This is a genomic window from Ruegeria sp. G7 (assembly GCF_056535465.1).
In genome coordinates, this window is record NZ_JBQFIL010000001.1 from 900,410 (window position 1) to 924,660 (window position 24,251).

At 60.6% G+C, this 24,251-nt stretch carries 23 protein-coding genes; 8 read left to right on the forward strand and 15 right to left on the reverse strand.

What is annotated here, in order from left to right; genetic code table 11:
- The first annotated feature begins 9 nt into the window (after positions 1-9).
- Positions 10-879 carry a flagellar motor stator protein MotA gene (gene motA / locus ACR3EN_RS04585; RefSeq protein ID WP_480824226.1) on the forward strand — a complete coding sequence of 290 codons (870 nt, stop codon included), beginning with the start codon at positions 10-12 and terminating at the stop codon, positions 877-879.
- On the forward strand, positions 876-3,011 hold the full coding sequence (locus tag ACR3EN_RS04590; RefSeq protein ID WP_480824224.1) for a hypothetical protein: 2,136 nt from the start codon (positions 876-878) through the stop codon (positions 3,009-3,011). Before motA ends, ACR3EN_RS04590 begins: the two co-directional genes overlap by 4 nt.
- A 73-nt stretch (positions 3,012-3,084) precedes the next feature.
- Here the strand turns inward: ACR3EN_RS04590 and ACR3EN_RS04595 are convergent, their stop codons facing one another.
- Together ACR3EN_RS04595 and ACR3EN_RS04600 are read right to left on the reverse strand one after the other, a co-directional pair.
- Positions 3,085-4,443 (reverse strand): MmgE/PrpD family protein, encoded by a 1,359-nt coding sequence (locus ACR3EN_RS04595; RefSeq protein ID WP_480824222.1) that lies wholly within the window; start codon positions 4,441-4,443, stop codon positions 3,085-3,087.
- Positions 4,440-6,884: a GcvT family protein gene (locus ACR3EN_RS04600; protein ID WP_480824220.1), complete on the reverse strand. Its 2,445-nt coding sequence runs from the start codon at positions 6,882-6,884 to the stop codon at positions 4,440-4,442. The genes ACR3EN_RS04595 and ACR3EN_RS04600 overlap by 4 nt, the downstream gene beginning before the upstream one ends.
- A gap of 378 nt (positions 6,885-7,262) precedes the next feature.
- Here ACR3EN_RS04600 and ACR3EN_RS04605 point away from each other — a divergent pair, with 378 nt between their 5' ends.
- Positions 7,263-7,592: a hypothetical protein gene (locus tag ACR3EN_RS04605; protein ID WP_480824218.1), complete on the forward strand. Its 330-nt coding sequence runs from the start codon at positions 7,263-7,265 to the stop codon at positions 7,590-7,592.
- A 7-nt stretch (positions 7,593-7,599) separates the two neighbouring features.
- Here the strand turns inward: ACR3EN_RS04605 and ACR3EN_RS04610 are convergent, their stop codons facing one another.
- Together ACR3EN_RS04610 and trhO are read right to left on the reverse strand one after the other, a co-directional pair.
- Entirely contained in the window at positions 7,600-8,100 is a 501-nt protein-coding gene (locus ACR3EN_RS04610) for a potassium channel family protein (protein WP_480824216.1), read from the reverse strand.
- 63 nt (positions 8,101-8,163) lie between these two features.
- Positions 8,164-9,069 (reverse strand): oxygen-dependent tRNA uridine(34) hydroxylase TrhO, encoded by a 906-nt coding sequence (trhO, locus tag ACR3EN_RS04615; RefSeq protein WP_480824214.1) that lies wholly within the window; start codon positions 9,067-9,069, stop codon positions 8,164-8,166.
- Positions 9,070-9,167: 98 nt separating this feature from the next.
- Here trhO and pncA point away from each other — a divergent pair, with 98 nt between their 5' ends.
- Entirely contained in the window at positions 9,168-9,761 is a 594-nt protein-coding gene (gene pncA, locus ACR3EN_RS04620) for a bifunctional nicotinamidase/pyrazinamidase (protein ID WP_480824212.1), read from the forward strand.
- On the opposite strand, the gene ACR3EN_RS04625 is transcribed toward pncA, so the two are convergent.
- On the reverse strand, positions 9,758-10,288 hold the full coding sequence (locus tag ACR3EN_RS04625; RefSeq protein WP_480824210.1) for a hypothetical protein: 531 nt from the start codon (positions 10,286-10,288) through the stop codon (positions 9,758-9,760). The genes pncA and ACR3EN_RS04625 overlap by 4 nt on opposite strands.
- A 164-nt stretch (positions 10,289-10,452) precedes the next feature.
- Between ACR3EN_RS04625 and pncB the strand changes: the two genes are divergently transcribed.
- Positions 10,453-11,745: a nicotinate phosphoribosyltransferase gene (gene pncB, locus ACR3EN_RS04630; protein ID WP_480824208.1), complete on the forward strand. Its 1,293-nt coding sequence runs from the start codon at positions 10,453-10,455 to the stop codon at positions 11,743-11,745.
- On the opposite strand, the gene ACR3EN_RS04635 is transcribed toward pncB, so the two are convergent.
- From ACR3EN_RS04635 to ACR3EN_RS04665, 7 genes are read right to left on the reverse strand one after another with little or no spacing between them, the layout of a single operon-like run.
- Positions 11,742-13,193: an aldehyde dehydrogenase family protein gene (locus ACR3EN_RS04635; protein ID WP_480824206.1), complete on the reverse strand. Its 1,452-nt coding sequence runs from the start codon at positions 13,191-13,193 to the stop codon at positions 11,742-11,744. The genes pncB and ACR3EN_RS04635 overlap by 4 nt on opposite strands.
- 32 nt (positions 13,194-13,225) lie before the next feature.
- Positions 13,226-14,824, reverse strand: a complete 1,599-nt coding sequence (locus ACR3EN_RS04640; protein WP_480824204.1) for an ABC transporter ATP-binding protein — start codon at positions 14,822-14,824, stop codon at positions 13,226-13,228.
- On the reverse strand, positions 14,821-15,636 hold the full coding sequence (locus tag ACR3EN_RS04645) for an ABC transporter permease (RefSeq protein WP_480824203.1): 816 nt from the start codon (positions 15,634-15,636) through the stop codon (positions 14,821-14,823). Before ACR3EN_RS04645 ends, ACR3EN_RS04640 begins: the two co-directional genes overlap by 4 nt.
- On the reverse strand, positions 15,633-16,580 hold the full coding sequence (locus tag ACR3EN_RS04650) for an ABC transporter permease (RefSeq protein WP_480824202.1): 948 nt from the start codon (positions 16,578-16,580) through the stop codon (positions 15,633-15,635). The genes ACR3EN_RS04645 and ACR3EN_RS04650 overlap by 4 nt, the downstream gene beginning before the upstream one ends.
- A gap of 40 nt (positions 16,581-16,620) precedes the next feature.
- Positions 16,621-17,313, reverse strand: coding sequence for a hypothetical protein (locus ACR3EN_RS04655; protein WP_480870639.1), 693 nt, complete (start codon positions 17,311-17,313; stop codon positions 16,621-16,623).
- A complete protein-coding gene (locus ACR3EN_RS04660; protein ID WP_480870636.1) occupies positions 17,273-17,641 on the reverse strand; it encodes a hypothetical protein in 369 nt (122 codons plus the stop codon). Before ACR3EN_RS04660 ends, ACR3EN_RS04655 begins: the two co-directional genes overlap by 41 nt.
- A gap of 29 nt (positions 17,642-17,670) precedes the next feature.
- The gene (locus ACR3EN_RS04665; RefSeq protein ID WP_480824577.1) at positions 17,671-19,152 is read right to left on the reverse strand and encodes an ABC transporter substrate-binding protein; all 1,482 of its coding nucleotides are present in this window, start codon (positions 19,150-19,152) and stop codon (positions 17,671-17,673) included.
- 174 nt (positions 19,153-19,326) lie between these two features.
- Here ACR3EN_RS04665 and panB point away from each other — a divergent pair, with 174 nt between their 5' ends.
- From panB to glpK, 3 genes are all read left to right on the forward strand, one after another.
- Complete coding sequence (gene panB / locus ACR3EN_RS04670; RefSeq protein WP_480824198.1) at positions 19,327-20,166, forward strand: 3-methyl-2-oxobutanoate hydroxymethyltransferase; 840 nt, start codon at positions 19,327-19,329, stop codon at positions 20,164-20,166.
- Positions 20,163-21,005 (forward strand): pantoate--beta-alanine ligase, encoded by an 843-nt coding sequence (gene panC / locus ACR3EN_RS04675; protein WP_480870633.1) that lies wholly within the window; start codon positions 20,163-20,165, stop codon positions 21,003-21,005. Before panB ends, panC begins: the two co-directional genes overlap by 4 nt.
- A 78-nt stretch (positions 21,006-21,083) precedes the next feature.
- Positions 21,084-22,562: a glycerol kinase GlpK gene (glpK, locus tag ACR3EN_RS04680; RefSeq protein WP_480824194.1), complete on the forward strand. Its 1,479-nt coding sequence runs from the start codon at positions 21,084-21,086 to the stop codon at positions 22,560-22,562.
- Here glpK and smpB read toward each other — a convergent pair.
- The 3 genes from smpB to ACR3EN_RS04695 all read right to left on the reverse strand — a co-directional run bounded on the left by smpB (position 22,559) and on the right by ACR3EN_RS04695 (position 24,183).
- Entirely contained in the window at positions 22,559-23,035 is a 477-nt protein-coding gene (gene smpB, locus ACR3EN_RS04685) for an SsrA-binding protein SmpB (RefSeq protein WP_480870629.1), read from the reverse strand. The two genes, glpK and smpB, sit on opposite strands and share 4 nt — an antisense overlap.
- 44 nt (positions 23,036-23,079) lie before the next feature.
- On the reverse strand, positions 23,080-23,622 hold the full coding sequence (idi, locus tag ACR3EN_RS04690) for an isopentenyl-diphosphate Delta-isomerase (RefSeq protein ID WP_480824189.1): 543 nt from the start codon (positions 23,620-23,622) through the stop codon (positions 23,080-23,082).
- A gap of 147 nt (positions 23,623-23,769) precedes the next feature.
- On the reverse strand, positions 23,770-24,183 hold the full coding sequence (locus ACR3EN_RS04695; protein ID WP_480824187.1) for a c-type cytochrome: 414 nt from the start codon (positions 24,181-24,183) through the stop codon (positions 23,770-23,772).
- Between the last annotated feature and the right edge of the window lie 68 nt (positions 24,184-24,251).

Below are 24,251 nucleotides of genomic sequence, written 5' to 3' on the forward strand. Positions count from 1 at the left end.
AGATCACTCATGATCGGGATCATTGGAATTGCCGTTATCTTCGTCATGGTGTTCGGCGGCTATCTGGCCGCAGGCGGAAAAATGACCATCATCCTGAAATCATTGCCGTTTGAGATGATGATGATCGGGGGTGCCGCCGTTGGGGCGTTTCTGATCAGCAACGATATGGGCGGCATCAAACACACGATCAAAGACATGGCCAAGGTGTTCAAGGGACCGAAATGGAAGCCCGAAGACTATCGTGATCTCTTGTGTCTGCTGTTCTCTCTGATCCGGATCGCGCGCGCGAATCCGGTCGAGGTCGAACAGCATATCGAAGAGCCCGAAACCTCTTCTCTGTTTTCGGCCTATCCCAGAATTCAGGCCGATAAAGAGGCGGTAGATCTGATCTGCGATACGATGCGTTCAGCCTCGATGAACTACGACGATCCACATCAGGTCGAAGAAGTGCTTGAAAAACGGATGGAAGCGAACTTTCACCACGCCATGCATTCCAGCCATGCGCTTCAGACTGTTGCGGATGGTTTGCCAGCACTCGGGATTGTTGCGGCGGTTCTGGGGGTGATCAAGACCATGGGCTCGATCGATCAACCGCCCGAGGTGCTGGGCAAACTGATCGGCGGGGCCTTGGTCGGTACCTTTCTGGGCGTCTTTCTTGCTTATGGGCTGGTTGGACCGTTCGCCGGCAAGTTGAAAGCGGTGGTTGAAGAAGACAATCATTTCTACCAGCTGATCAAAGAGGTGCTGGTTGCCAATCTGCACAACCACAACGCCGCGATGTGCATCGAGGTTGGGCGTCAAAACACACCAACACACAATCGCCCGGGTTTTTCCGAATTGGAAGAGGCTCTGAAAGAACTCAAGCAGGCAGCCGCATGATACGTCTCATCATCCTGGTTCTCTGCGCTTGTGCATCCGGTGCGGCAGCACAGGGTCTGCCCGTACGCACTGGCGAGCATGAAGGCTATACCCGGCTGGTGGTTCAGGTTCCGCAAGGAACCGACTGGACGCTGCTCCAACGCCAGAACGGTGCGCAGCTGAGCGTTGCCATTGACGACGTGACTTTTGATACGCGATCTGCATTTGACCGATTGTCCGGGAACAGGCTGCAGGCGCTGACGCAATTGCAAGCGGGCGGCGCGCTTGACATGGCATTCGGTTGCGACTGTGTCGCGACGGCTTTCTTGCACCGGCAAACGATGGTGGTTATCGACATCGCTCCGGGCAAATACACGCCAAAGCTCGCAACGCCGCCTGCTTTGCCCTTGCCGTCATCTGAGCAAAACGCTTTGCCTGCGGAAATCCCCGCCAACGGGCTGGCACTGCCACTGCTGGAGCTGAACCAGAGGGGGTACGAAGATCAGCTGATATCACGGATTCTGCAGGGTGCCGACCGAGAGGTCGTCGACCTGACATTGGCTGGCGTTGGGCAAAGACCATCAACGCCTGTCGGCCCGGTGCGCGCGACAGAGCTGTCGATGCCGAATCTTCAACTGCGCTCGGTACTGGATGGCGTACGTGGGTTAGAGGCGCTGGAGCTGCCAAAGTTTGATATGCGCAAGGAATGTATCACCGACAGCGATCTCGGGTTTGAGACGTGGTCCGACGCAGATACTCCATTTGCTGCGCAGGTCTCGGATCAGCGTATCGCTTTGTACCGGGAATTTGACAAGATTGATACCGCGCACGCACTCAAGCTGGCCCGACTGTATCTGTATCATGGCTTCGGTTCAGAGGCGTTGCAGGTCCTAAAACTGCTTCCGCGCAGTCCCGCCGAGAAAGAACAGCTCGCGACAATCGCGCATGTATTGGACGGCTTTACCGCACCTGCCACACATGCCTTCGCAGGCCAGCAGCGGTGTGCAGGAACAACAGCGCTATGGGCTCTTATGGCAGAGGGAAGACTGGAAGAGGACGCGAATCTGGATGCTATTGAACAGAGCTTTGGTCAGCTTCCACGACACTTGCGGCGCCAGTTGGGGGCGAGAGTATCCGAGATTTTGGTCGCGGCAGGAAAACTGGAAGCCTCGCGGCGTATACTGCGCGCAGTCGAACGGGTTGTTGACGCGCCCACGGCGGATCTGACTCTGGCCAAGGCTGAAATAGCCGCCGCAGCCGGTAACGACGAGGCTACCGAAAAGCTTTTGTCGGACACCGTCTTGGCAACCAACACCACAGAGGCCCCGCTGGCGCTGGCCCGGTTGATTGAGAAACGCTGGGCAGATCGCGGGGCTGTTTCCCTGGCGGACCTTGACCTTGCAGCCGGATACGCCCGCCAGCTGCGCCGCTCGGATCTGGGGCCGATGATGGCCCGGGCACACGTGCTTGCGCTTGCGCTTACAAATGAATTTGACCAGGCCTTGAGCCGTTTGGAAAGCGCGGCGGGCACCTCAGAATGGCAGCGTACGCGGGATCAGGTTCTGCAACTTCTGGCCGAAAGAGCCGACGACATCACCTTCTTGCGCTATACGTTTGCGATACCGGACGAGACCTCCGATGGCATGACGGTGGAGACGGCGGCTCTGCTTGCAAAACGCTTAGCCAATCTGGGTTTCTCCGCACCTGCGCAGGCGCTGGCTGGACGACCAGAGGATCGGACACAACGTCTGGACAGGGCGCGCATCCGGGCACATGCAGCTTTGCTGGACGACAGACCGCATCAGGCGCTGCTGGAAATCGCCGAGGATGCTTCAGACGAGGCGCAGCAGCTGCGCGCACGGGCGATGTCGCAGACCGATGACTATTCGGAAGCGGCGCGGTTGTTGCGCGCGATTGGGGATGATGCCGCGGCGGACCGGTTTGTTTGGTTGGCCGGAAATTCAGAAGACCAGCCTGACCCCTCGACGGTCTTTGGAAAGATCGGTGCGCTCAGCGTGCAATTGGGGCGACCCGCAGACAGACAACCGGAAAAGCCGCTGGCGGATGCGACGACGTTACTGCAAGACAGCCAGACCACAAGGGCACAGATTGCAGAGCTTCTGGAACACGTCCGAGGTAACAGCAAAGACTGACCTTGAGCCGATTGCAGCTTGGAACGAAAGGTAGCGTGATCATGGGCCCAAGGCTCAGCCTTCTAGATCCAATTCACCCCTGCAACGGAGGTGGATCATAAAGCAGTTCGGCAAGATCAGAAAAGCGAGACGCGGGTCGGTCAAGCGTAAGAATGGCAGCGCAAATCCGATCCGCACGTTGCTCACCAATTACAGGGGCAGCGAATGCAGTGTATTTGTCGATGATCTCATCCCGGCTGAGGGGCGAGTCCGGGCCTCCTCGGGCATTCAGATCACCTGATTGAAAACAGCGACCATCCGAAATCTCAATCTCCACATCGGCCCATCGGCCTTGCGGGAAGCGCTCGCAATGTCGTTCGGTCTCGGCGACACTGATCCGATTCATCACCCCGATCACGGCCGGGTCCAACAACCCAATCCCCGAGATGTGTTCAACCCCGATCCGCCCATGTACCGCCTGAACGGCAACCGCAAAAGGGAGAGAATACTGCGCCTGAGACGTAGTGTCGGGCAGGTCTGCGAACAATCTGACCGCTTCGGTGAAGCTGCTGACGCGGATTGCAGTGATCTGATCATGAGACAGGTTTTGCTGTTGCATGATCAGCCGGACCCCGTCGATCGCGGCATGGGCCCAACGGCAGATGGGGTAGGGTTTGATATATTGCTGTTCAGTTTGCCAAACCTGACCCAGATCCGCCCAGAACGATGCGGCACCGTCGGCCTCGACAGTGAGCGCGGGTGCGCCGATAAAACCGCGTTCCGCCAGCACCGCGGCGGATAGACCAACCAACGCGCCCCAGCCAGATCCATCGTGCAGCATTGTGGGGTTTGCGATCTCGCGCATCATCTGACTGCGCGGGCCGTGGTATTCCGCTATCCCGAACGCCTGCCGAAGCTGATCGGGCGTTTGGCGTCGCAAACGCGCGGCCATCGCGGCCACCCCCAACGCATTCCACGCGCCAGAGGTATGATAATCGCTGACCGACGCATGCAAAGCCAGACCGGCCCGCCCGGCCACTTCATATCCAGTGATCAGCGCCGCCAGTGCCTGTGGGCCGCTCAGATCAGGGCAGTTTTCGGCTAAGGCTGCCAATGCCGGAACAACTGCCACGCCGATATGGCCCTTGACCGGATTAAACCCGTCATGCGCATCAAGGTTGTCGGTCTGCGTCGCCGTCGCATAGGCCGCACCAGCAACACTGACGCGGCGACCATCAAACAACATGCGCGCACTGTGCGCCGGGTCCGAACTGGCATAGAGCAAGGCTGCCGTATCCCGCGCAATCACCCCGGCCTCCATTGGACCGGCGGCTATCAGGACACCCAAGGTATCCAGCAACAACAGCGCGGCGACCGACCGGGTGGAGGCGGGCATGTCCTCGGATGCCCGATCCAGCGTGAAAGCGGCAACCCTGTCGAAGGTCTGGGTCATTGGGCGGGTTCCTGCGCCATCGGCTGCTTGTCGCGCAGGCGCGCGCCGGTGGGATCAAAGGGCGGACAATCAAGAATCCGGGCCTTGTGCGGACGGCCCAGGATGTAGATCTCAACCGTATCGCCCGGGGTCGCAACGTTTGGATCAGCAAAACCCAGCGCCAGAGATCGATCAACCCAATACCCATAGGCGCCCGAAGTAACGCGACCAACCGGAGTACCATCCGGCTTGAATATCGGCTCGCCTCCGCTGGCATCGGCAAGCACGGTCTCGACCTCGAAGATAGAAAGTACCTCGCGCGCGGCGTTGTCCTTGATCGCGAGATAGGCGTCCTTGTGCAGGAAATCCTTGTCGAGCTTGATCAGGCGATCCAGTCCAACCTCCTGCGGCCAGTATTCCTGCGCGTATTCCCGACCCCACGAACCATAGCCCTTTTCAACGCGCAGCGATCCCAGCGCGCGACCACCTACGGGACCTCCGCCAAGCTGTCCTGCGGCCTCCAAAAGCGCAGAATAGAGCCTGATTTGGTCGGTTGCGGCGCAATGCAGTTCCCAACCAAGGTCTCCGGTAAAGCTGACGCGAATGGCAAGACAGGTGACACCCGCCACATCGATCGTCGCCGAGCGCATGAAGCGGAACGCCTCGTTCGACAAATCCGCGTTGCTGAGACGCTGCAGCAGATCACGCGCCCTGGGCCCTGCAACGTTGAACCCTGCAATGCGGTCGGTCGCGACCTCAAAGGTCGTATCCGTGGGTAGATCGACCATGTTGAAAAAGCGTTGATGATAGCGTTCGGCCATGCCAGAGCCGATCATCATGTATTCATTTTCAGCAACCATCGTGATTGTGAAATCACCAGCCACTCCCCCGCGCACCGAAATCAGAGGAGTAAGGCAGGATCGCCCAATCTGGTTGGGTACATGGTTCGCCACCAGTTGATTCAACCAATCACGCGCACCGGGACCCTTGATCGCATAGTTCGCGAAGTTCGAGATATCGATCACGCCAACTGCCTCGCGCAGCATCCGGGCCTCGCGACCGACGGGCCCCCACCAGTTCTGGCGGGCAAAGCCAGTCGTTTCAGTGGTGCCGGGCTGATCAGCAAACCACAGGGGGTGTTCCCAGCCACAGTTCAGGCCAAAGACGGCGCCCATGTCCTTTTGCATCTCATAAGCGGGTCTGACACGGGCAGGTCGGCCTGCGCTGCGTTCTTCGTTCGGGAAATGGATGGCAAAGCGGTGCGTGTAAACGTCTTCGACTCGCGCCTTGGTGAACGCTTTGTCCGCCCAATCACCGAAACGCGCGAGATCCCAGGCAAACATATCGTATTGCGGCTCACCCTCGATCATCCACTGGGCTGAAAGTAAGCCCAGCCCGCCCGATTGCGAAAAGCCCGGAATGATCCCTGTACAGCAGAAGTAGTTTCGCAATTCCGGCACGGGCCCCCAAATCGCATTTGAATCGGGCGACCAGATCATCGGGCCGTTGATGACCCGTTTAACCCCGGCAGTCGCGGCCACCGGAACGCGTTCCGTGGCGCGGATGACGTTTTCCATGATGCGGTCCAGATCGTCCGGAAACAGATCATGCGCAAAATCGAGCGGCGTGCCGTTTTCGGCCCAGAACCGCATGTCTTTCTCATAGGCCCCGATCAGCAGCCCGTTGCCTTCCTGCCGGAAGTAATACTCGCCATCACGATCAGCGATTGACGGCAGACGGCGGCCAAGATTTGCGACCGCGTCAATGGATTCGGTGACGAAGTACTGATGCTCGGTTGGTTGCAAGGGCAGTTCGATCCCCGCCATCGCGGCCACCTCACGACCCCACAGACCGCCCGCATTCACCACCCATTGGGTGCGAATATCACCCTTTTCGGTACGGACAATCCACGAGCCGTCGGGCTGTGATTCAGTCCCTATCACGGGGCAAAACCGCTCGATAGCCGCGCCCATAGCGCGCGCTCCGGCGGCGTAGGCGTGGGTTACACCGGATGGGTCGACATTGCCGCCATCGGGTTCGAACATGATGCAACGGATGTCTTCAAACTGCGCCAGCGGGTGCAGCACTTTGGCTTCTTCACGGCTGATCTCGTAAAAGTTCAGGCCGTAAAACCGCGCCTTGGCCTCTTGCAGACGCAGCTGGTGCTCGCGATCTTCGGTCTGCGCCAGATAGAGCGAACCGGATTGAAAGACACCACAACCCTGCCCGGTTTCCTTCTCAAGCTCTTTGTACAGGTTCATCGTATAGTGCTGGATGCGGGTAATGTTGTTGTTGTCGTGCAAGCCATGAATATTGGCCGCCGCATGCCAGGTTGAGCCGCTGGTCAGCTCATCACGTTCCAGCAACACAACATCGGTCCAGCCAAGCTTGGCCAGATGGTACAGGATCGAGCAGCCGACCAGCCCCCCGCCGATCACCACGGCCTGCGCATGGGTTTTCATGACTGTGCTCTCCTCATGCAATCGTCACCCATCTGAAAGTCAGCCACAGGAGCGGCACAGGAGATGCTCTGTTCCCGACGCAAAATGTCGCTAATGCGTGGCAAAGCGGCGGAAACGAGCCCGGCATAGGCAGATCACCGCCGGTCTGTGCCCTGCGCGCGCGGTCGTGAGCATCTGTGTATTGAAATGAGACGCCGTGATTCTTTGATTATCGGTAAGGCGCAGAAAAACACGCCAAACAGGTCGAAAAGCGATGGGACAGGCTGACTCAAACGATGGTGAAAACCGAGCGGGTCAGTGGAAATCTTGAAAAAGTTCCTAAAATGTTCTATATTTGTTCCGCAAAGTTGTCGAAGGCGGAACGGAGGTATTCGAGCTATGACCAATGCTGCCCGTCAAAGCTGGTACGACGCACCCAGCAACGATTACCATATGCTGCCTGTCACGGACCGGCAGATGCGCTATGCCCGCGCGATTGCAAGGCAATCCGCGCTGGAGATCCCGGTTGAGGCGCAACGCGATCGCAAGTTGCTGTCAGACTGGATTTCAGCGAACAAACCGCATGACCCGTCGCCCTTTGCCAATTATCCCACCGGCAAGCAGGTGGCCTTTGCCGAGCGCATCTCGCGCAGCAAACGCCGCCCGATCCCGTCCGAGTGTTTTCGGGACAAGCAGATGATGTCACGCTGGATTGATCAGAACAAATAGGACCGCATCATTTGCTGTGGTTGCGTGCATAAAGCGCGACCGCGGCAGCGACGAACAGGCCCAGCAGGATATAGCCCGTGACCGCCTCGGCCACGGCCAACCCACGGCAGAGGCCGGTTGGCGACATATCGCCGTAGCCGACCGTGGTGAAGGTGACATACGAGAAATACAGGATATCGGCTGGACCTTTGGCACCGATCACGCAGTGATCTTTGTAGCCGAACGCGCCATAGACCGCGGCGAACAGGAACGGCACGACCTGAATGAACGACACCCCCATCAGGAACAGCAATCGGCGGGGGGACTTCACCTGCGTCATGTAATACCAGGCCTGTGACGCGATCCAGATCAGCAGGCCGACCGAGGCCAGCGTGCCGATAGTGTCGCCCGCGGTGGCCTCGTTCAGACGCGAAAGGCCATACCACGCGAGGAAACTGGTCAGAACCAGACCCAGCGCCGCCAGCAGGGTCGATTTCCACTCTTCCAGAGTGCGGGGATCGTGAGTCATGGGTGCTCCATCCATCAGGCCTGTGCGCATCATCCGGTTTCCGGCACGTCCCGCAAGCGGAATTCAGCGAGAGCCCAGATGATCCTCGCCCCGCGCGCGGGCCAGCTGGATCTGCTTTTGCCGCTCGCGAAAGCGCCTCTTGTCGGCCTCCGAGGTCTCATTGATGCACTGATGGCAGGACACGCCGTGTTCATATTCCGGGCGTTTCATATCCTCGGGCAGGATGGGACGGCGGCAGCCATGGCACAGTTTATGCGGCCCTTCAGCCAGCCCGTGGCCAACAGAGACGCGGTTGTCGAACACAAAACACTCGCCCTGCCAGGTGCTGTCCTCGGGCGGCATGTCTTCCAGATAGCGCAGGATACCGCCTTTCAGGTGATAAACATCCTCGACTCCCTGCCCCAGCAGGTAGTTGGTGGATTTCTCGCACCGGATGCCACCGGTGCAGAACATGGCGACACGTTTGTTGTGAAAACGGTCCTTGTTCTGCTCCCACCAGGCGGGGAAATCGCGAAAACTGGCTGTATTAGGGTCTATTGCACCCTCGAACGTGCCGATTGCCACCTCGTAGTCGTTGCGGGTGTCGATCACCACCACATCATCCGACCGGATCAGGTCGTTCCAATCCTCCGGCTCGACATAGTTGCCGACGCTGGCGCGCGGATCGACGTCGGGCTGGCCCATCGTCACGATCTCTTTCTTCAGGCGGACCTTCATCTTGCCAAACGGGGGATGGTCCGAGGTCGCCTCTTTCCAGTCCAGATCGGCGCAGCCCGGCAGCGCGCGGATATGGGCCAGCACCGCATCGATCCCGGCGCGGGGGCCTGCGATGGTGCCGTTGATCCCCTCGCCCGCCAGCAGCAGCGTGCCCTTGACGGACTCAGCCCGGCACAGGTCCAACAGGGCGGGGCGCAGCGCATCAGGGTCTGGAAAGCGCGTAAAATGATAGAGGGCAGCGATGGTGTACATGGGCGCGATCTAATGCCCCGCGCAAAAACACGCAAGACACCGCATTGACGCCCCCTGCCTCAGCCCATACCGATAAGGCAGTTTAAGGAGGCCCCCCAATGTCCCACGCCCTGCTCGTTATCGATGTTCAGAACGATTTCTGCCCCGGCGGCGCGCTGGCCGTGCCCGGAGGGGATGAGATCGTCGCGCCGATCAATGCGCTGATGAGTGATTTCGACGCCGTGATCCTCACACAGGACTGGCACCCGGCGGGGCATTCGTCGTTCGCCAGCGCGCATCCGGGCAAGGCCCCGTTCGAGCTGACGCAGATGCCCTATGGTCCACAGGTTCTGTGGCCCGACCATTGTGTGCAGGGCACCGACGGCGCGGCGTTCCACCCCGACCTGCGCACAGACGGAGACCTGATCATCCGCAAGGGCTTTCGCAACGCCATCGACAGCTACTCAGCTTTTTTCGAGAATGATCAGTCCACCCCCACCGGCCTCAAGGGCTATCTTGAGACGCGCGGGATCAGCCGCCTGACACTGGTCGGGCTCGCCACGGATTTCTGCGTGCATTTTTCAGCCGTGGATGCAGCGCGGCTGGGCTTTGACGTCTCGGTCAGGACCGACCTGTGCCGCGCCATCGACATGGACGGCTCGCTGGAAGCTGCCAAAGAGGCGATGCGCAGCGCCGGAGTCGCTCTGATCTAAGGCGTCGCGCCCTTCTCGGCCAGATATTTCAGCACCGCAAACAGGATCACCGCCAGACCCAGCGCAAAGCCGATACGCCCCACAACCGTGCGGCGTTCGGGTGGCTCGACTGCGGGCCTTGTCGGCTGCACCGGGCGCGGTTGTTCCTTAGCCGGTGCCGTGCCCGGTTTTGCAGCACGAACGTGGTTCAGAAACTGGTGAAAATCGAACTCTCCGCTATATTCACCCTGCACGCCCATGTTGCGGATATTTGCAAACAGCCGTTTCAGGATCAGATCGCGATCCACCATATCCTCAGGCGCATAATAGCCGCGCGCGGCATCCCCCTCGCGCGTGTCCAGACTGAACCCGGATTCCAGAAAAATCCTGCGTATCTTCGGCGACGCAGCCCGCAGCGCATCCGCAGTCTTCACATCCCGGAACAGCGCCCGTACCGGAGGCCGCCCCGTCACCGCAGTATGGCCATGTTCCGGATCGTGCTGATCCGGCGCGATCGCCACTATGTCAAAATCGTACTCGAGACCCATTCACTACATTCAACCTTCTCTTCCATCCCCTCCCCTCACTAAAACGTGAGGGTTACTCATAATATGCCCTGAATGTGTTCAGTCATAGGCATTGTTACCAATCCTGCGACTCTTGCCAATCAGCGCGCTGATTGATCTAACAACGGAAATCGCAGGAGGTCCCCATGGTCGACATCGCGACGCGGGTCTACAATCATAAATGGAAGATCGACCCAATTGTGCGGTCATTGATCGATACCGACTTCTACAAACTACTGATGTGTCAGTCAGTGTTTCGCAATAAGCCCCAAACAGACGTGGTTTTTTCGCTGATCAACCGGTCGAATCACGTGCCTTTGGCCCGTTTGATCGATGAAGGCGAGCTGCGCGAGCAGTTGGATCATATCCGCTCGCTCAGCCTCAGCCGGGGGGAAAGCACGTGGCTCAGGGGCAATACGTTCTATGGCAAACGGCAGATGTTCCGCCCCGATTTCATGGAATGGTTCGAGGATCTGCGCCTGCCGCCCTATCATCTGGAACGTAAGGGCGACCAGTATGAGCTAACCTTTGAAGGCAAGTGGCACGAGGTCATGCTGTGGGAAATCCCGGCGCTTGCGGTGTTGATGGAGCTGCGGTCACGCGCGGTTCTGAACGACATGCGCCGGTTCGAGCTGCAGGTGCTCTATGCCCGCGCGATGACCCGTGTGTGGGAGAAGATCGCGCAGCTACGTTCAATCGATGGGCTGGGGATTGCGGATTTCGGCACAAGGCGGCGGCATTCCTTCTTGTGGCAAGACTGGTGCGTGCAGGCGATGATCGAGGGGCTGGGCCCCGCCTTCACCGGCACGTCCAACTGCCTGATCGCGATGCGGCGCGAGGTTGAGGCCATCGGCACCAACGCGCATGAACTGCCCATGGTCTATTCCGCGCTGGCCGTGGATGACGCCGCGCTGGCGCAGGCCCCGTATGATGTTCTCAGCGACTGGCACGACGAACATGACGGCAATCTGCGCATCATCCTGCCCGACACATACGGCACGCAAGGTTTCCTGGACCGCGCGCCGGATTGGCTGGCGGGTTGGACCGGCATTCGCATCGACAGCGGCGATCCCGCCGCCGGGGCTGAGGTGGCGATTGACTGGTGGAACTCGCGCGGCGAGGACCCCAGGCAGAAGCGCATCATTTTCTCGGATGGGCTGGACGTCGACAAAATTCGCGAGTTGCACGCCCAGTTTGCGGGACGGGTCAATGTCTCGTTCGGTTGGGGCACGCTGCTGACCAATGACTTTCGCGGGCTGGTGCCCGATGACGCGCTGGCTCCGTTCTCGCTGGTGTGCAAGGCGGTCTCGGCCAATGGGCGACCGACGGTGAAGCTGTCGGACAACCCCGAAAAAGCGATGGGCCCGGCGGACCAGATCGCGCGGTATAAGCGGGTCTTTGGCGTGGGTGCGCAAGAGGCCATCGAAGTGATCGTCTAGCCGTGATAGGCGGCTACTGTCTTTAGCTGCGAAAAGCCATAAAGCGCCTCGAAGCCTTTCTCGCGGCCATGGCCGGATTTGCCGACGCCGCCAAAGGGCAACTCAACGCCGCCCCCCGCGCCATAGTTGTTGATGAACACCTGCCCCGCGTGCAACGCCTTGGCCAGCCGCATCTGCCGCGCGCCATCGCGGGTCCAGATGCTAGCCACAAGGCCGTATTCGGTCGAATTGGCTATGGTTAGAGCCTGTTCTTCGATGTCAAACGGAATCAGGACCTGAACCGGGCCAAAAATCTCGTCCTGCGCCAGACAGTGATCGGGCGGAACATCGGCGAACAAGGTGGGTTGCACATAGGCCCCGTTTTCAGGCGCATCCTCAACGATCTGCCCCTGCGCAGCGATGGTCAGGTCGCGGCCTTTGTCCAGAAACCCGCCGACAATCTGCCGCTGCCGGTCAGAGATCAGCGGCCCCACGCGCAAATCCTGCATCGCCGGTCCGACAGTCAGTTGATCATAGGCCTCGGCCATGCGGGATTTGACCTGCTCATAGACACCACGCTGCACCAGAATTCGCGATGAGGCTGAGCAGGTCTGGCCCGCATTCTGAATGCCCGCATTCACCAGAAACGGCAGCGCCGCGTCCAGATCCGCATCGTCAAACACCAGTTGCGGGGATTTCCCGCCCAGTTCCAGCGTCACTGGCACCACATTGCGCCCCGCCGCCTGCTGGACCAAAGCGCCCGTCGCGACCGAACCTGTGAAAGAGATATGGTTCACGCCCGGATGCCCCGACAGCGCCGCGCCCGCCTCACTCCCCAGACCGGGCACCACGTTCAGCGCACCATCTGGCAGTCCGGCCTCGACCGCCAGATGCGCGAAGGCCAAGGCGGTCAGGCAGGCCTCTTCGGCGGGTTTCAAAACGCAGGCATTGCCCATCGCCAGCGCCGCCCCGACCGAGCGGCCAATGATCTGCATCGGATAATTCCAAGGCACGATGTGGCCTGTCACCCCATGCGGTTCGCGCAAGGTATAGACGGTGTAGCCCTCCAGATAAGGGATCGTCTCACCCATCACCTTATCCGCCGCGCCGCCGTAGAACTCGCAATACCGCGCCAGCGCCACCGCATCGGCGCGGGCCTGAGTGAGCGGCTTGCCCACATCCGCCGCCTCAAGCGCGGCAAGGTCTTCCACCCGATCCAGCACCAACTGGCCCAGACGCGTCAGGATGCGGCCCCGCTCCAGCGCGCTCATGCGCCCCCAATCGCCGTTCAGGGCCGTTCGGGCCGCTTTGACGGCCGCATCGATATCGGGCGCCATGCCGCGTGCGATCTGACATATCCCGGCTCCATCCGAAGGGTTGATCAGCGGCAGGGTCTCGCCGCCGACCGCCGGCCCCCAACGTCCTCCGATCAGGCAGAGGGTGGGATCAAACCATGGCTGCTGGGTCATTTTGGCCTCCATACAGTCTCTAACAAGGGCGATTAGGCCACACTGAGCTCGATATCGGGCAATCGCGGGGCGGCGGCAATCAGCGTTTGGGTGTAGGGGTGTTGTGGGTTCGAAAAGACCTGACCGGTTTCCCCCTGCTCCACGATCTTACCCGATTGCATCACCAGCACCCGGTCGGTGATGGTGCGTACGACACTCAGGTCGTGACTGATGAACAGATAGGTCAGCGTGTAGGCTTCGCAAAGTTCGGCCAGCAGGTCCAGGATTTGCGCCCGAACCGAAACGTCGAGCGCCGAGACCGCCTCGTCAAACAGGATCAGTTCGGGGCGGATGATCAGGGCGCGGGCGATGGCGATGCGCTGCCGCTGCCCGCCCGAGAATTCGTGGATATACTTGCCGGCATCGTCGGGGCTGAGCCCAACGGCGGTCAGCATCTCGGCGATGCGGTCCTGCCGCTCGGACCCGGTGGGCGCCGTATCCAGCAGGTGAAACGGTTCAGTGACAAGCCGCGCAACCCGATGGCGCGGATTGAAGCTGCCATAAGGGTCCTGAAACACCACCTGCATCTTGCGCCGTACCGCCAGATTGGGTTTGTGGCCCGAGAAAACCGGCTGGTCGTCCAGCAGGATCTGGCCAGATTGCACCTCTTCCAAACCCAAAATCGCCCGTGTTAGGGTCGATTTTCCGCAACCGGACTCTCCGACCAAACCCAAACGCTCCCCGCGATTGAGGGCGAAGCTGACGCCATCGACCGCCCTATGCTGGCGCGGCGCATCAAACAGCCCTTTACGGGGCAGCCGATAGTCCCGCACGACCCCGGAAACCTCGAGAAGCGGGCGGGACCCTGCAGGTTCCGGCAGGGTGACCTGATGGCCCGAGGCCTCGAACAGCATGCGGGTATAGGGGTGCTGCATGTTCTTCAACAAGTCTTGGGTCGGGCCGCTTTCCACCACTTCACCGTGTCGCATAACCGCGATTTCATCGGCCATATCGGCAACTACAGCCAGATCATGAGTGATCATCAGCAGACCCATGTCATATTCCCGTACCAATCCTTTCAGCAGGTCCAGAATCTGCGCCTGCGTGGTCACGTCCAGCGCTGTGGTCGGCTCATCCGCGATCAGAAGTTTCGGGCGCAAGGCAATGGCCATTGCGATGACCACCCGCTGACGCTGGCCGCCAGACAACTCGTGCGGATAGCGGCTGAGGGGAAAGCGATCGGGGGGGAGCCCCACGCGCGACAGAACCTCTTGGGCACGGGTACGGGCCTGAGCGGGGGGCATGGCCTTGTGGATCAGAATGGTCTCCATCACCTGATCGCCGATGGTTTTGACGGGGTTGAGCGCCGTCATTGGTTCCTGAAACACCATCCCCACCGCGGCACCACGCAGGGCGCACATCTGAGGCTCGGGACGGTCTAGCAGGTCCTGCCCGTCCAATTGAACCATGCCCTGTGCCACAGCCCCGTTTGGTAGAAGCTGCATCGCCGCCAGCGCGGTCATGGATTTGCCCGAGCCACTTTCCCCCGTCACGGCAACGATCTGACCCGGGTCGATGGACAGATTGACCCGCTTCAGGATCGACACGCCATGAATGGCCAGCGAGAGGTTTTTGATGCGCAACAAACTCATACCCGCGCCACCCTGATCCTCGGGTCCAGCCAATCGCGCAGCCCGTCGCCCAACAGGTTCAGACCCAGCACCGTAACGATGATCGCAAACCCCGGAATCAGAGCCAAATGCGGGGCAAAACTGACCATCGTCTGCGCATCGGCCAGCATTCGGCCCCAGCTGGGCGTAGGCGGTTGCGCGCCAAGGCCGACATAGGACAAGCCAGCCTCGGCCAGTATCCCCAGCGAGAACTGGATGGTGCCCTGCACGATCAGCAAGTTGGCGACATTGGGCAAGATATGTTCCGCCGAAATCCGCGCGGCCCCTTTGCCCGCGACACGGGCGGCGAGGATGAACTCACGCTCCCACAGCGACAGCGCGGCACCTCGGGTGATGCGGGCGAAGACCGGGATGTTGAAGATGCCGATGGCGATGATCGCGTTGATCGCCCCGGCCCCGAACACTGCAGTGATCAGGATAGCGATGACCAGCGAGGGGAAGGCAAAGACCAGATCATTGCCGCGCATGATCAATTCATCCAGCCAGGACCCCTTGCGCGCCGCAGCGGTCAGGCCAAGGGGCACCCCCAGCGCCATCCCGATGCCCACGGCAACAAGGGCGACCGCGATCGATGTCCGCGCACCCACCATGATCATCGAGAACATATCGCGCCCGAAATGATCCGTCCCGAACCAGTGCTGCGCATTCGGAGGTTGCAGTTTTTCAGGAATGTTCAGCGCCGCGTGATCGTAGGGCGTCCAGACAAACGAAACCAGCGCCGCAAGCACCACCAGCGACGACAGCGCCGCGCCCAGGATCAGGTTGCGGCTCATGTGCGGCTCCTGAGGCGGGGGTCCACGGCGGCGTAGGCCAGATCGACAAGGAAGTTCACGGTGATCACGGCAAAGACCAGCAGCATGACCACGCTTTCGACCACGATCAGATCGCGGGCCGAGATCGCCTGAAACACCAGCCGTCCCAAACCGGGCAGGTAAAACACCTGCTCAATGATGATCGAGCCCGCCAGCAGGAAGGAAAACTGCAACCCGATGATGGTGAGCACCGGGATCAGCGCGTTGCGCACCCCGTGCCGCCATAACGCCTGACGGGGCGACAGACCCTTGGCACGGGCGGTGCGCATGAAATCCTCACCCAGAATGTCCAAAAGGGCCGAGCGCATGACCCGCGCAAGGATCGCCGCCTGAGGCAGAGCCAGCGCAATGGCGGGCAGGGTCAGGGAATGCAGACCGGTCCAGAAGCCATCGTCCCAGCCTGCGAACCCTCCGGCGTTGAACCAGCGCAGATTGATGGCAAAGATCAGCACCAGCATCATGGCGAACCAGAAATTGGGCACGGCAATGCCCAGCTGGGTTGCGCCCATCACCGCTACGTCGCCCGGTCTGCCCCGCCTTGCAGCGGCGTAGATCCCGGCCGGAAAGGCGATCAGGGTCGACAGGGTCAGCGCATACAGCGCCAGCGGCAGCGACACCCAGAGCCGATCCGCGACCATCTGCGCCACCGGCGTGCGATAGGTGTAAGAGGTGCCGAAGTCCCCCACCAGCATGCCACCGACCCAGTTGAAGTACCGCTCAACCTTCGACGCATCGAGGCCCAGCTCAGCCCGCAGCGCAGCCAGCGTATCCTCTTGCGCGTTCACCCCCAGCATGAAGGCAGCCGGATCGCCCGGCGCTACCTCGATCACCGCAAAGATGACGACCGAGGCGACGGCCAGACTCAGGACCAGCGAGAATAGGCGTTTGAGGGTATAGCGTAGCATTGGTAACAGGTTAAGTGTCTGACCCGCGCGGGTGCAACAGCTAGTTGTAAGCTTGCCGCTGCTCTCGGATCAGGTCGATCGCGCAAACTGAAAGCTGAGAAGCCTGTGGGCTGTCACTCAGCCAGTCCTCATTTGTTTCCGTCCGCGCAAGTGTCGCTCGGCGCAGAACCATCAGTCGCGCGCGGGGGCTGCGCAAAAACTCATCCTGCGGAATGATCGCTTCCAAGGGGCTGTCGATACGGATGACCTCAAAATACCCGCCGGACAGGGCGAGGAACGCAAAAGCGCAAGCCGGGGCGGCGTCCCCACAATGGTCGCTGCAAAGCTGTGCGATCGGTTGGGTCGCCTCAGACGTCATCAACCAGTTTTCCACTGCCGGGCGCCACGGGTTTTCTGGCGACAGATCGCCATATCCAAGCCCCAACGCCAATACGCCCGCCATCGCCAAAGCCGGGTCCGAGTCTGCCTCAACAGGGTCAGGCTGGATATGACGCAACGCGGCCAGACCATCACCGCGCGGCTCGGGCTGGGCCGTCAGGTAAGTCAAAAAGGGTTTCAGATCCTGCATGACGGCGGGGTCAGACAAAAGCCCCGCGCGCATATCGGCATCGCCATAAAGGGCAACGATACGGGTAGGGTAATCCGTCGCCTGATGCTCGCCCAGCGCATTCAGGCGCGCAATCAGATCAGGGTCAGGCTCGGGTCTTTTGGCGGCCAGCAAAGACTGCGCCAAGGGGTTCCCCCCCCTCGGCTTCAGCTTTCAGCCACGAGCGCCCGAACGTGCTCCAATCCTTTTGGCGGAACAGTTCACGCGACTGCGCGGGCTCCAGAGACAGCCGGAAAGGCGACGGGCCGAGATCCGAGGTTTCGATCCGAGCCAGAAGCAGGCGCGCCTGCACATCACCTTCAACCGCCAGTTCAGCCAGCAAGGGCAAAGACTGCGCATCGTCGCCATCAAGCCACAAAGAGACGGCCCGCTCTAAAGGCGTATCGGCACGCGCGATTGATACGCTGATCGCCAGCGTTGCAATCATCAGCGCCGCGAAAATAGATCGGGCCATATGTGGGCCTCCTGCCCGCTTTGTGCGGCCTATTCGGACCAGCTGATCTGGGTCAGGTCAATGGCCGCGGTCGGAGCGTTCTCCCACAGGCCCTGCACGCCCGCCTTGGCAACCCCCAGCTTGGCCAGTTGGAACAGGTAGCCGTTGACATAATCATCCGAGATCACCCGTTGTGCGTCCCCCATCAGGCGAGTGCGCTCATCCGGGTCAGTGGTTGTATTCAGCAGCTCCATCAGCGCCTGAAAATCGGTGCTGTCATACTGAAAGTAATAGTCGGGCCGGGCGTAGATACCGATATCCATCGGCTCGGTGTGGCTGACGATCGTGAGGCCGAAATCCTTGCCCTTGAAGACCGACTCCAGCCATTGTGCCCATTCGACGTTGATGATCTCGGCGGTGATACCGACCTCGGCCAGTTGCGCGGCGATGATCTCGCCCCCACGGCGGGCGTAAGAGGGCGGCGGCAGGTGCAAGGTGGTTTCGAACCCGTTTTCGAATCCCGCATCCGCCAGCAGCGCCTTGGCCTTTTCCGGGTCATAGGCAGATGTCCCGGTCAGATCGACGTAAGCCGGGTTGTGGGGGGCAAAATGCGTGCCGATGGGCGTGCCATAGCCAAACATCGCTCCGTCGATGATGGCCTGTCGGTCAATCGCATGAGCCAAGGCCTGCCGCACGCGAATATCGTCATAGGGTGGCTGTTTGTTATTGGTCGACAGGATCGTTTCCCCCTCGGTCGATCCGACAAGAACCTGAAAACGCGGATCAGCCTCGAACTGGGGGAGGTTCTCGGGCGCAGGGAAATTGTCGAACACATCCACATCCTCGGCCATCATAGCGGCGAAGGCGGCGGTAGGGTCAGAGATGAACTTGAACGTTGCAGTCTCTAACGCGGGCTGATCCCCCCAATAATCGGGGTTGCGGTTCAGCGTGATGCTGTCGCCCTGCACCCAATCGCCAAAGGTGAAGGCACCAGTGCCAATGGGGTTGGTCTTGATGTTCTCGATGCTCTCGGATGCAACGATCACCGCGTCGCCCCATGCGAGGTTGAACAGCAGATTCCCGTTGGGTTCAGACAGCGTAAGCTTGACGGTCAGCGGGTCCACCACCTCGACCGTCTCGATCCCGGCGAACAGTGCCTTTTGCGCATTGGCGCTGTCCTCGGCCCGGGCGCGGTCCAGGCTGAACTTGACGTCCTCGGCATCCATCGCGGTGCCGTCATGGAAGGTCACACCATCGCGCAGCTTGAAGGTATAGACCGTGCCATCCTCGGAAATCTCCCAGCTTTCGGCCAGCCCGGGCACCACCGAACCATCGCCCATGAACCGGGTCATACCCTCGAAGATATTGGTGTAAACCACCGAATCGATCGCCTGCGCGGCGGCGCTGGTCGGGTCCAGATGCGGCGGCTCAAGCTGCATCGCGATGGTGATATCCGACTTTGCCAACGCCTGCGACGCCAGCAGCGACGCACCCAGCGCAAGGGCCGAGGCCAATGTCCGAACCGATTGCATTCCCATAAGTTTCACTCCCCACTGTAAAAGCTGGCCCGCTGATTGCGGATCGTTCTGAGACCAATCTCCCTTTAAACCTTGGGTCAATCAAGGAATTGTTCGCGCAACCGGGGTTTCTTCGCCCCTATCCGATCTGCTATCCCGCGCTGCAACATGAACCCGCGAGGAGCGAGCATGAGCGCCACGGCCCGCAAAAAAGCCCCGAATGCCGAGGATATCCGCGCCCGGAAGGGCACGGACCCGCTGGTTTCGCTGACCGCCTATACCACGCCGATGGCCCGGCTGATGGATGCGCATTGCGACTTTGTTCTGGTCGGCGACAGCGTCGGGATGGTGCTGCACGGGCTGACCTCGACGCTTGGGGTGACGATGGAGATGATGATCCTGCACGGTCAGGCCGTCGCCCGCGGGCTTGAAACTGCGATGATGGTCATCGACATGCCCTTCGCCAGTTACGAGCACGACCCGGCGCAGGCTTTCCGCAACGCGGCCCGGCTGATGTCGGAAACCGGCGCGGGCGCGGTCAAGCTGGAAGGCGGCGTTGAAATGGCCGAGACCATCCGCTTTCTCGTCAAACGCGGCATTCCGGTGATGGCCCATATCGGACTGACGCCGCAATCGATCAACACGCTGGGTGGCTACAAGGTGCAGGGCCGCGAGGAACAAGCCGAGGCCGTGCTGGCCGACGCCCACGCGGTGGCTGAGGCGGGAGCGTTTTCGCTTGTGTTAGAGAAGATTCCACAAGGCTTGGCGGACCGGATCACGCGTGAGGTTCCAATCCCAACCATCGGTATCGGGGCGTCGGTGGGATGCGACGGTCAGATTCTGGTGGTGGACGACATGCTGGGCTTTTTCACCGCGTTCAAACCGAAATTCGTCAAGCGATACGCCGATCTCGGGTCGCAGGCCGAAGCAGCCATCGCCGAATACGCTGCCGAGGTCCGTGCCCGCAGCTTCCCGGCCGATGAACACGTTTTTGCGGATCAGGCTCCCGCGAAAGGCACCAAATCATGAGTGCGCCGATCCTGCGCACGTTGTCTGACCTGCGCGCGCTGACAAGCACATGGCGTCGCGACGGCGAGACCATCGGCGTGGTCCCGACCATGGGGGCTTTACATAAGGGGCATCTGTCTCTGGTCGAGGCTGTCAAGGTCGGCACGGATCGGGTGATCGTCACGATCTTTGTGAACCCCAAGCAGTTCAACAATCCCGAAGATCTGGCAAACTACCCGCGCACCGAACATGAAGACGCCCAAAAGCTGGCCCCGCATCAGGTGGATGCGATCTATGTCCCTGACCCGGATGAAATCTACCCGCAGGGCTTTGCCACCACCGTCTCGGTCGCGGGTCTGACCGATGTGATGGAAGGCGAATTCCGCCCCGGCCATTTCGACGGCGTGGCCACGGTGGTCGCCAAGCTGTTCCTGCAGACGCAGGCTGATCGAGCCTATTTCGGGGAAAAAGACTATCAGCAGTTGATGGTCGTGCGCCGCATGTCCCGCGATCTGGACATCCCAATCGAGGTGATCGGCTGCCCCACAGTGCGCGAGCCTTCGGGCCTTGCGATGTCATCGCGCAACCAAAGGCTCTCGGACGACGGGCTGCGGATTGCAGCCGAGAAACACCGCATCATGCGCGCCTTGGCCGAGGCGCTGACGCAGGGGGCCGCCTTCGACCCGCTCGCTGCGCAGGCGCGGACTGATCTGCTGTCGGCGGGGTTCGCGGATGTGGAGTATATCCAGCTGCGCTGTGCTGACACGCTGGAGCCGTTGACCCATGCCAACCGCCCCGCCCGCCTGTTTGTGGCGGCCTGGGCAGATGGCGTGCGGCTGATCGACAACCTGCCCGTCTGACGGGCGCAATTCCCCTCTGGCAGTTCCGGCAATGTTTGCGCTAAAGTCCCGCAAAACCAAAGCGGGAGGGGCGTAGGTATGACATATATTCTGGCAATCGATCAGGGCACGACGTCGTCACGCGCCATCCTGTTTGACGCTCAGATGCAGCGTGCAGGCACCGCGCAGCACGAATTTCCACAGCACTTCCCACAGGAAGGCTGGGTGGAGCATGACCCGGAAGACATCTGGAACAGCGTTCTGCAGGTTTGCCGCGAAGTGATTGCGACAACGGGCATCTCATCCGATCAGATCGCCGGGATCGGCATCACCAACCAGCGCGAAACCACCGTGGTCTGGGACCGCGCCACCGGCAAACCCATCCATAACGCCATCGTCTGGCAGGACCGCCGCACCGCCGAAATTTGCGCCCGCTACAAACAGGCCGGGTGCGAGGATGACGTGACCGCCCAGACCGGCCTGCTGCTGGACCCGTATTTCTCGGGCACCAAAGTGAAATGGCTGCTGGATACCGTCCCCGGGGCCCGCGAAAAGGCCGAGGCCGGAGAGTTGCTGTTCGGCACCATCGACAGTTTCCTGATCTGGCGCCTGACCGAAGGCCGGGTCCACGCGACCGATGCCACCAACGCTGCGCGGACCCTGCTGTTCGACATCCACAAAGGGGAATGGAGCGCAGAAATCTGCGACCTGCTGGGCGTACCCATGAGCCTGCTGCCAGAGGTGCAGGATTGCGCGTCGGATTTCGGAAATTCGACCCTATTTGGGGGAAATATCCCGATTCTCGGCGTTGCCGGGGATCAGCAAGCCGCCACCATCGGACAGGCCTGTTTTGAGCCCGGCATGATGAAATCCACATATGGCACCGGCTGTTTCGCGTTGCTGAATACAGGCACACAGCCGGTCATGTCGAAGAATCGGCTTTTGACCACGATTGCCTATCAACTGGACGGGCAGAAAACCTATGCGCTTGAGGGCTCGATCTTCATCGCCGGGGCCGCGGTGCAATGGTTGCGCGACGCGCTGCAGATCATCGAGTCGGCCCCGCAAAGCGGTGATCTGGCAGTGCAGGCCGACCCCAATCAGCATGTGGTTCTGGTGCCCGCCTTCACTGGCCTCGGCGCGCCTTATTGGAAGCCCGATTGCCGGGGTGCGATGTTCGGTCTGACCCGCAACTCGGGCCGGGCCGAGATCGCCCGTGCAACACTGGAAAGCATCGCCTTCCAGACCCGCGACCTGTGGCATGCGATGCAGGGCGACTGGGGGGCTGAGGCCGATGTCATTCTGCGCGTCGACGGCGGGATGAGCGCGTCCGATTGGACCATGCAGGGCTTGTCAAACATCCTTGGCGCACCGGTCGACCGCCCGGTGATGCAGGAAACCACCGCCCTAGGCGCTGCATGGCTGGCAGGGATGAAGGCCGGTGTTTATCCGGATCAGGCAGGTTTTGCCGCCACGTGGGATCTGGATCGCCGGTTTGAACCCGCAATGGCCGACGCGGATCGAGATGCCGCCTATGCGCGCTGGCAGAGGGCCGTTCAGGCGACCATGGCGTTTTAACTGTGGTCTTTCATCAGCCGCTGCTTTTGACGTGACCAGTCGCGCTTGGCCTGCGTCTCGCGCTTATCATGCAGCTTCTTGCCCTTGGCGATGCCGATCTTCAGCTTCGCCCGGCCCTTGTGGTTGAAATACAGAACCAGCGGCACCAGCGTCATGCCCTTGCGCTGGGTCGCATTCCACAGAGTCGACAATTCCTTGCGTGACACCAGCAGCTTGCGGCGGCGGCGTTCTTCGTGTTTGAAGACCTTCGCCTGCTCATAGGGCGCGATATAGCTGTTGATCAGCCATAGCTCGCCCTCGTCAACGCTGGCATAGCTTTCGGCAATATTCGATCCACCCGCGCGCAGGGATTTGACTTCGGACCCTTCCAGCACGATGCCACACTCGATATCGTCTTCGATCGCGTAATCGAAACGGGCACGCCTGTTATCGGCGATGACTTTGTAATTCGGGTCAGTCTTCTGCTTGGCCATGACGCGATGATCTATGCCGCTTGGCCGCGCCTTGCAAGACGGGCTTAGGAATTGGCCGAGATTATCAGGTCTGGCCCAAAGATCGTGTCGGCGTGATTGTGCAGGTAAATCTTGAGCCACGGGGTGAAGCGCGCGGGGTAGCGCCGGACCTCGGCCAGCAAGTCATGATAGTCGATCCAGCGAATCTCCATCACTTCGTCCGGATTAGGCTCGATTTTCAGCGGGCCGCGCACATGAGCGAGAAAGACGTCGACCACCTCGTTCTCGACCAGCCCGTTGCCGACATCCGCATGATATTCCAGCCGATGACGGTATTCGGGATAAAGCCCCGTGATCCCCAATTCTTCGCGCAGACGCCGCACCGCACAGGCCGAGGCGCTTTCCTTCCAATCAGGATGTGTACAGCAGGTGTTCGCCCACAGGCCCGGTGTGTGATATTTTCCCAGCGCCCGGCGCTGCAGCAAAATCTCGGTACCGCGCACCAGAAAAACCGACACCGCCTTGTGTTTCAGGCCCTTTTCATGCGCTTCCAGCTTATCGACGGGGGTCAGTTCACCCTCAACCCAGGCCGGGATCATGATGCCCATCTGTCGTCTCCTGTTGTCGGAAATCCGGCGCGGATCGCGTCACCGGTTTCTTACCAAATTGGCGCCAATCGGGCTTGGGTTCAATCGCACGAAAGGCCGCAGGGGGCTGCGGCCTTTTGCATCTGGTCCAAGGTTGCCTCCGGCGGATTACTCGCTGGATACGCTCACGAGGTAGGCATAGACGTCTTCGCCGCCCTTCTTCAGCCTGAAAGTCATTTTCGACTTGGCCGAGGTTTCGCCCAGATAATCCTTGAGGAACGCCTTGGGGTCCTGCGTGTAAGCGACAAAGGTCTCCTCATCCCAAACCAGACCGTTTTCACCGGCGGCGACGATGCTGTCGCCATATTTGAACCCTTCCACGGTCCCCGCAGTACGGCCCGCGATACCATACAGGTTCGGTCCGGTCTTGCCGCCCTTGACGATGACCTCACCGGCGGGATCGGCGATCAGGTGGCAGGATTTGCATTTGTTGAATTCCTTTTTGCCGGCTTCGGCATCGCCTTCGGCATAAGCAGGCAGGGCCAGCAGGCCGACAACAGCGGTGGCAAGGATACGATTCATAGCTTTTGCTCCGATACGAATTGGCTGCACCGAATGGACCGCCGGCACAGCCAAGAGTCAACGCGCAG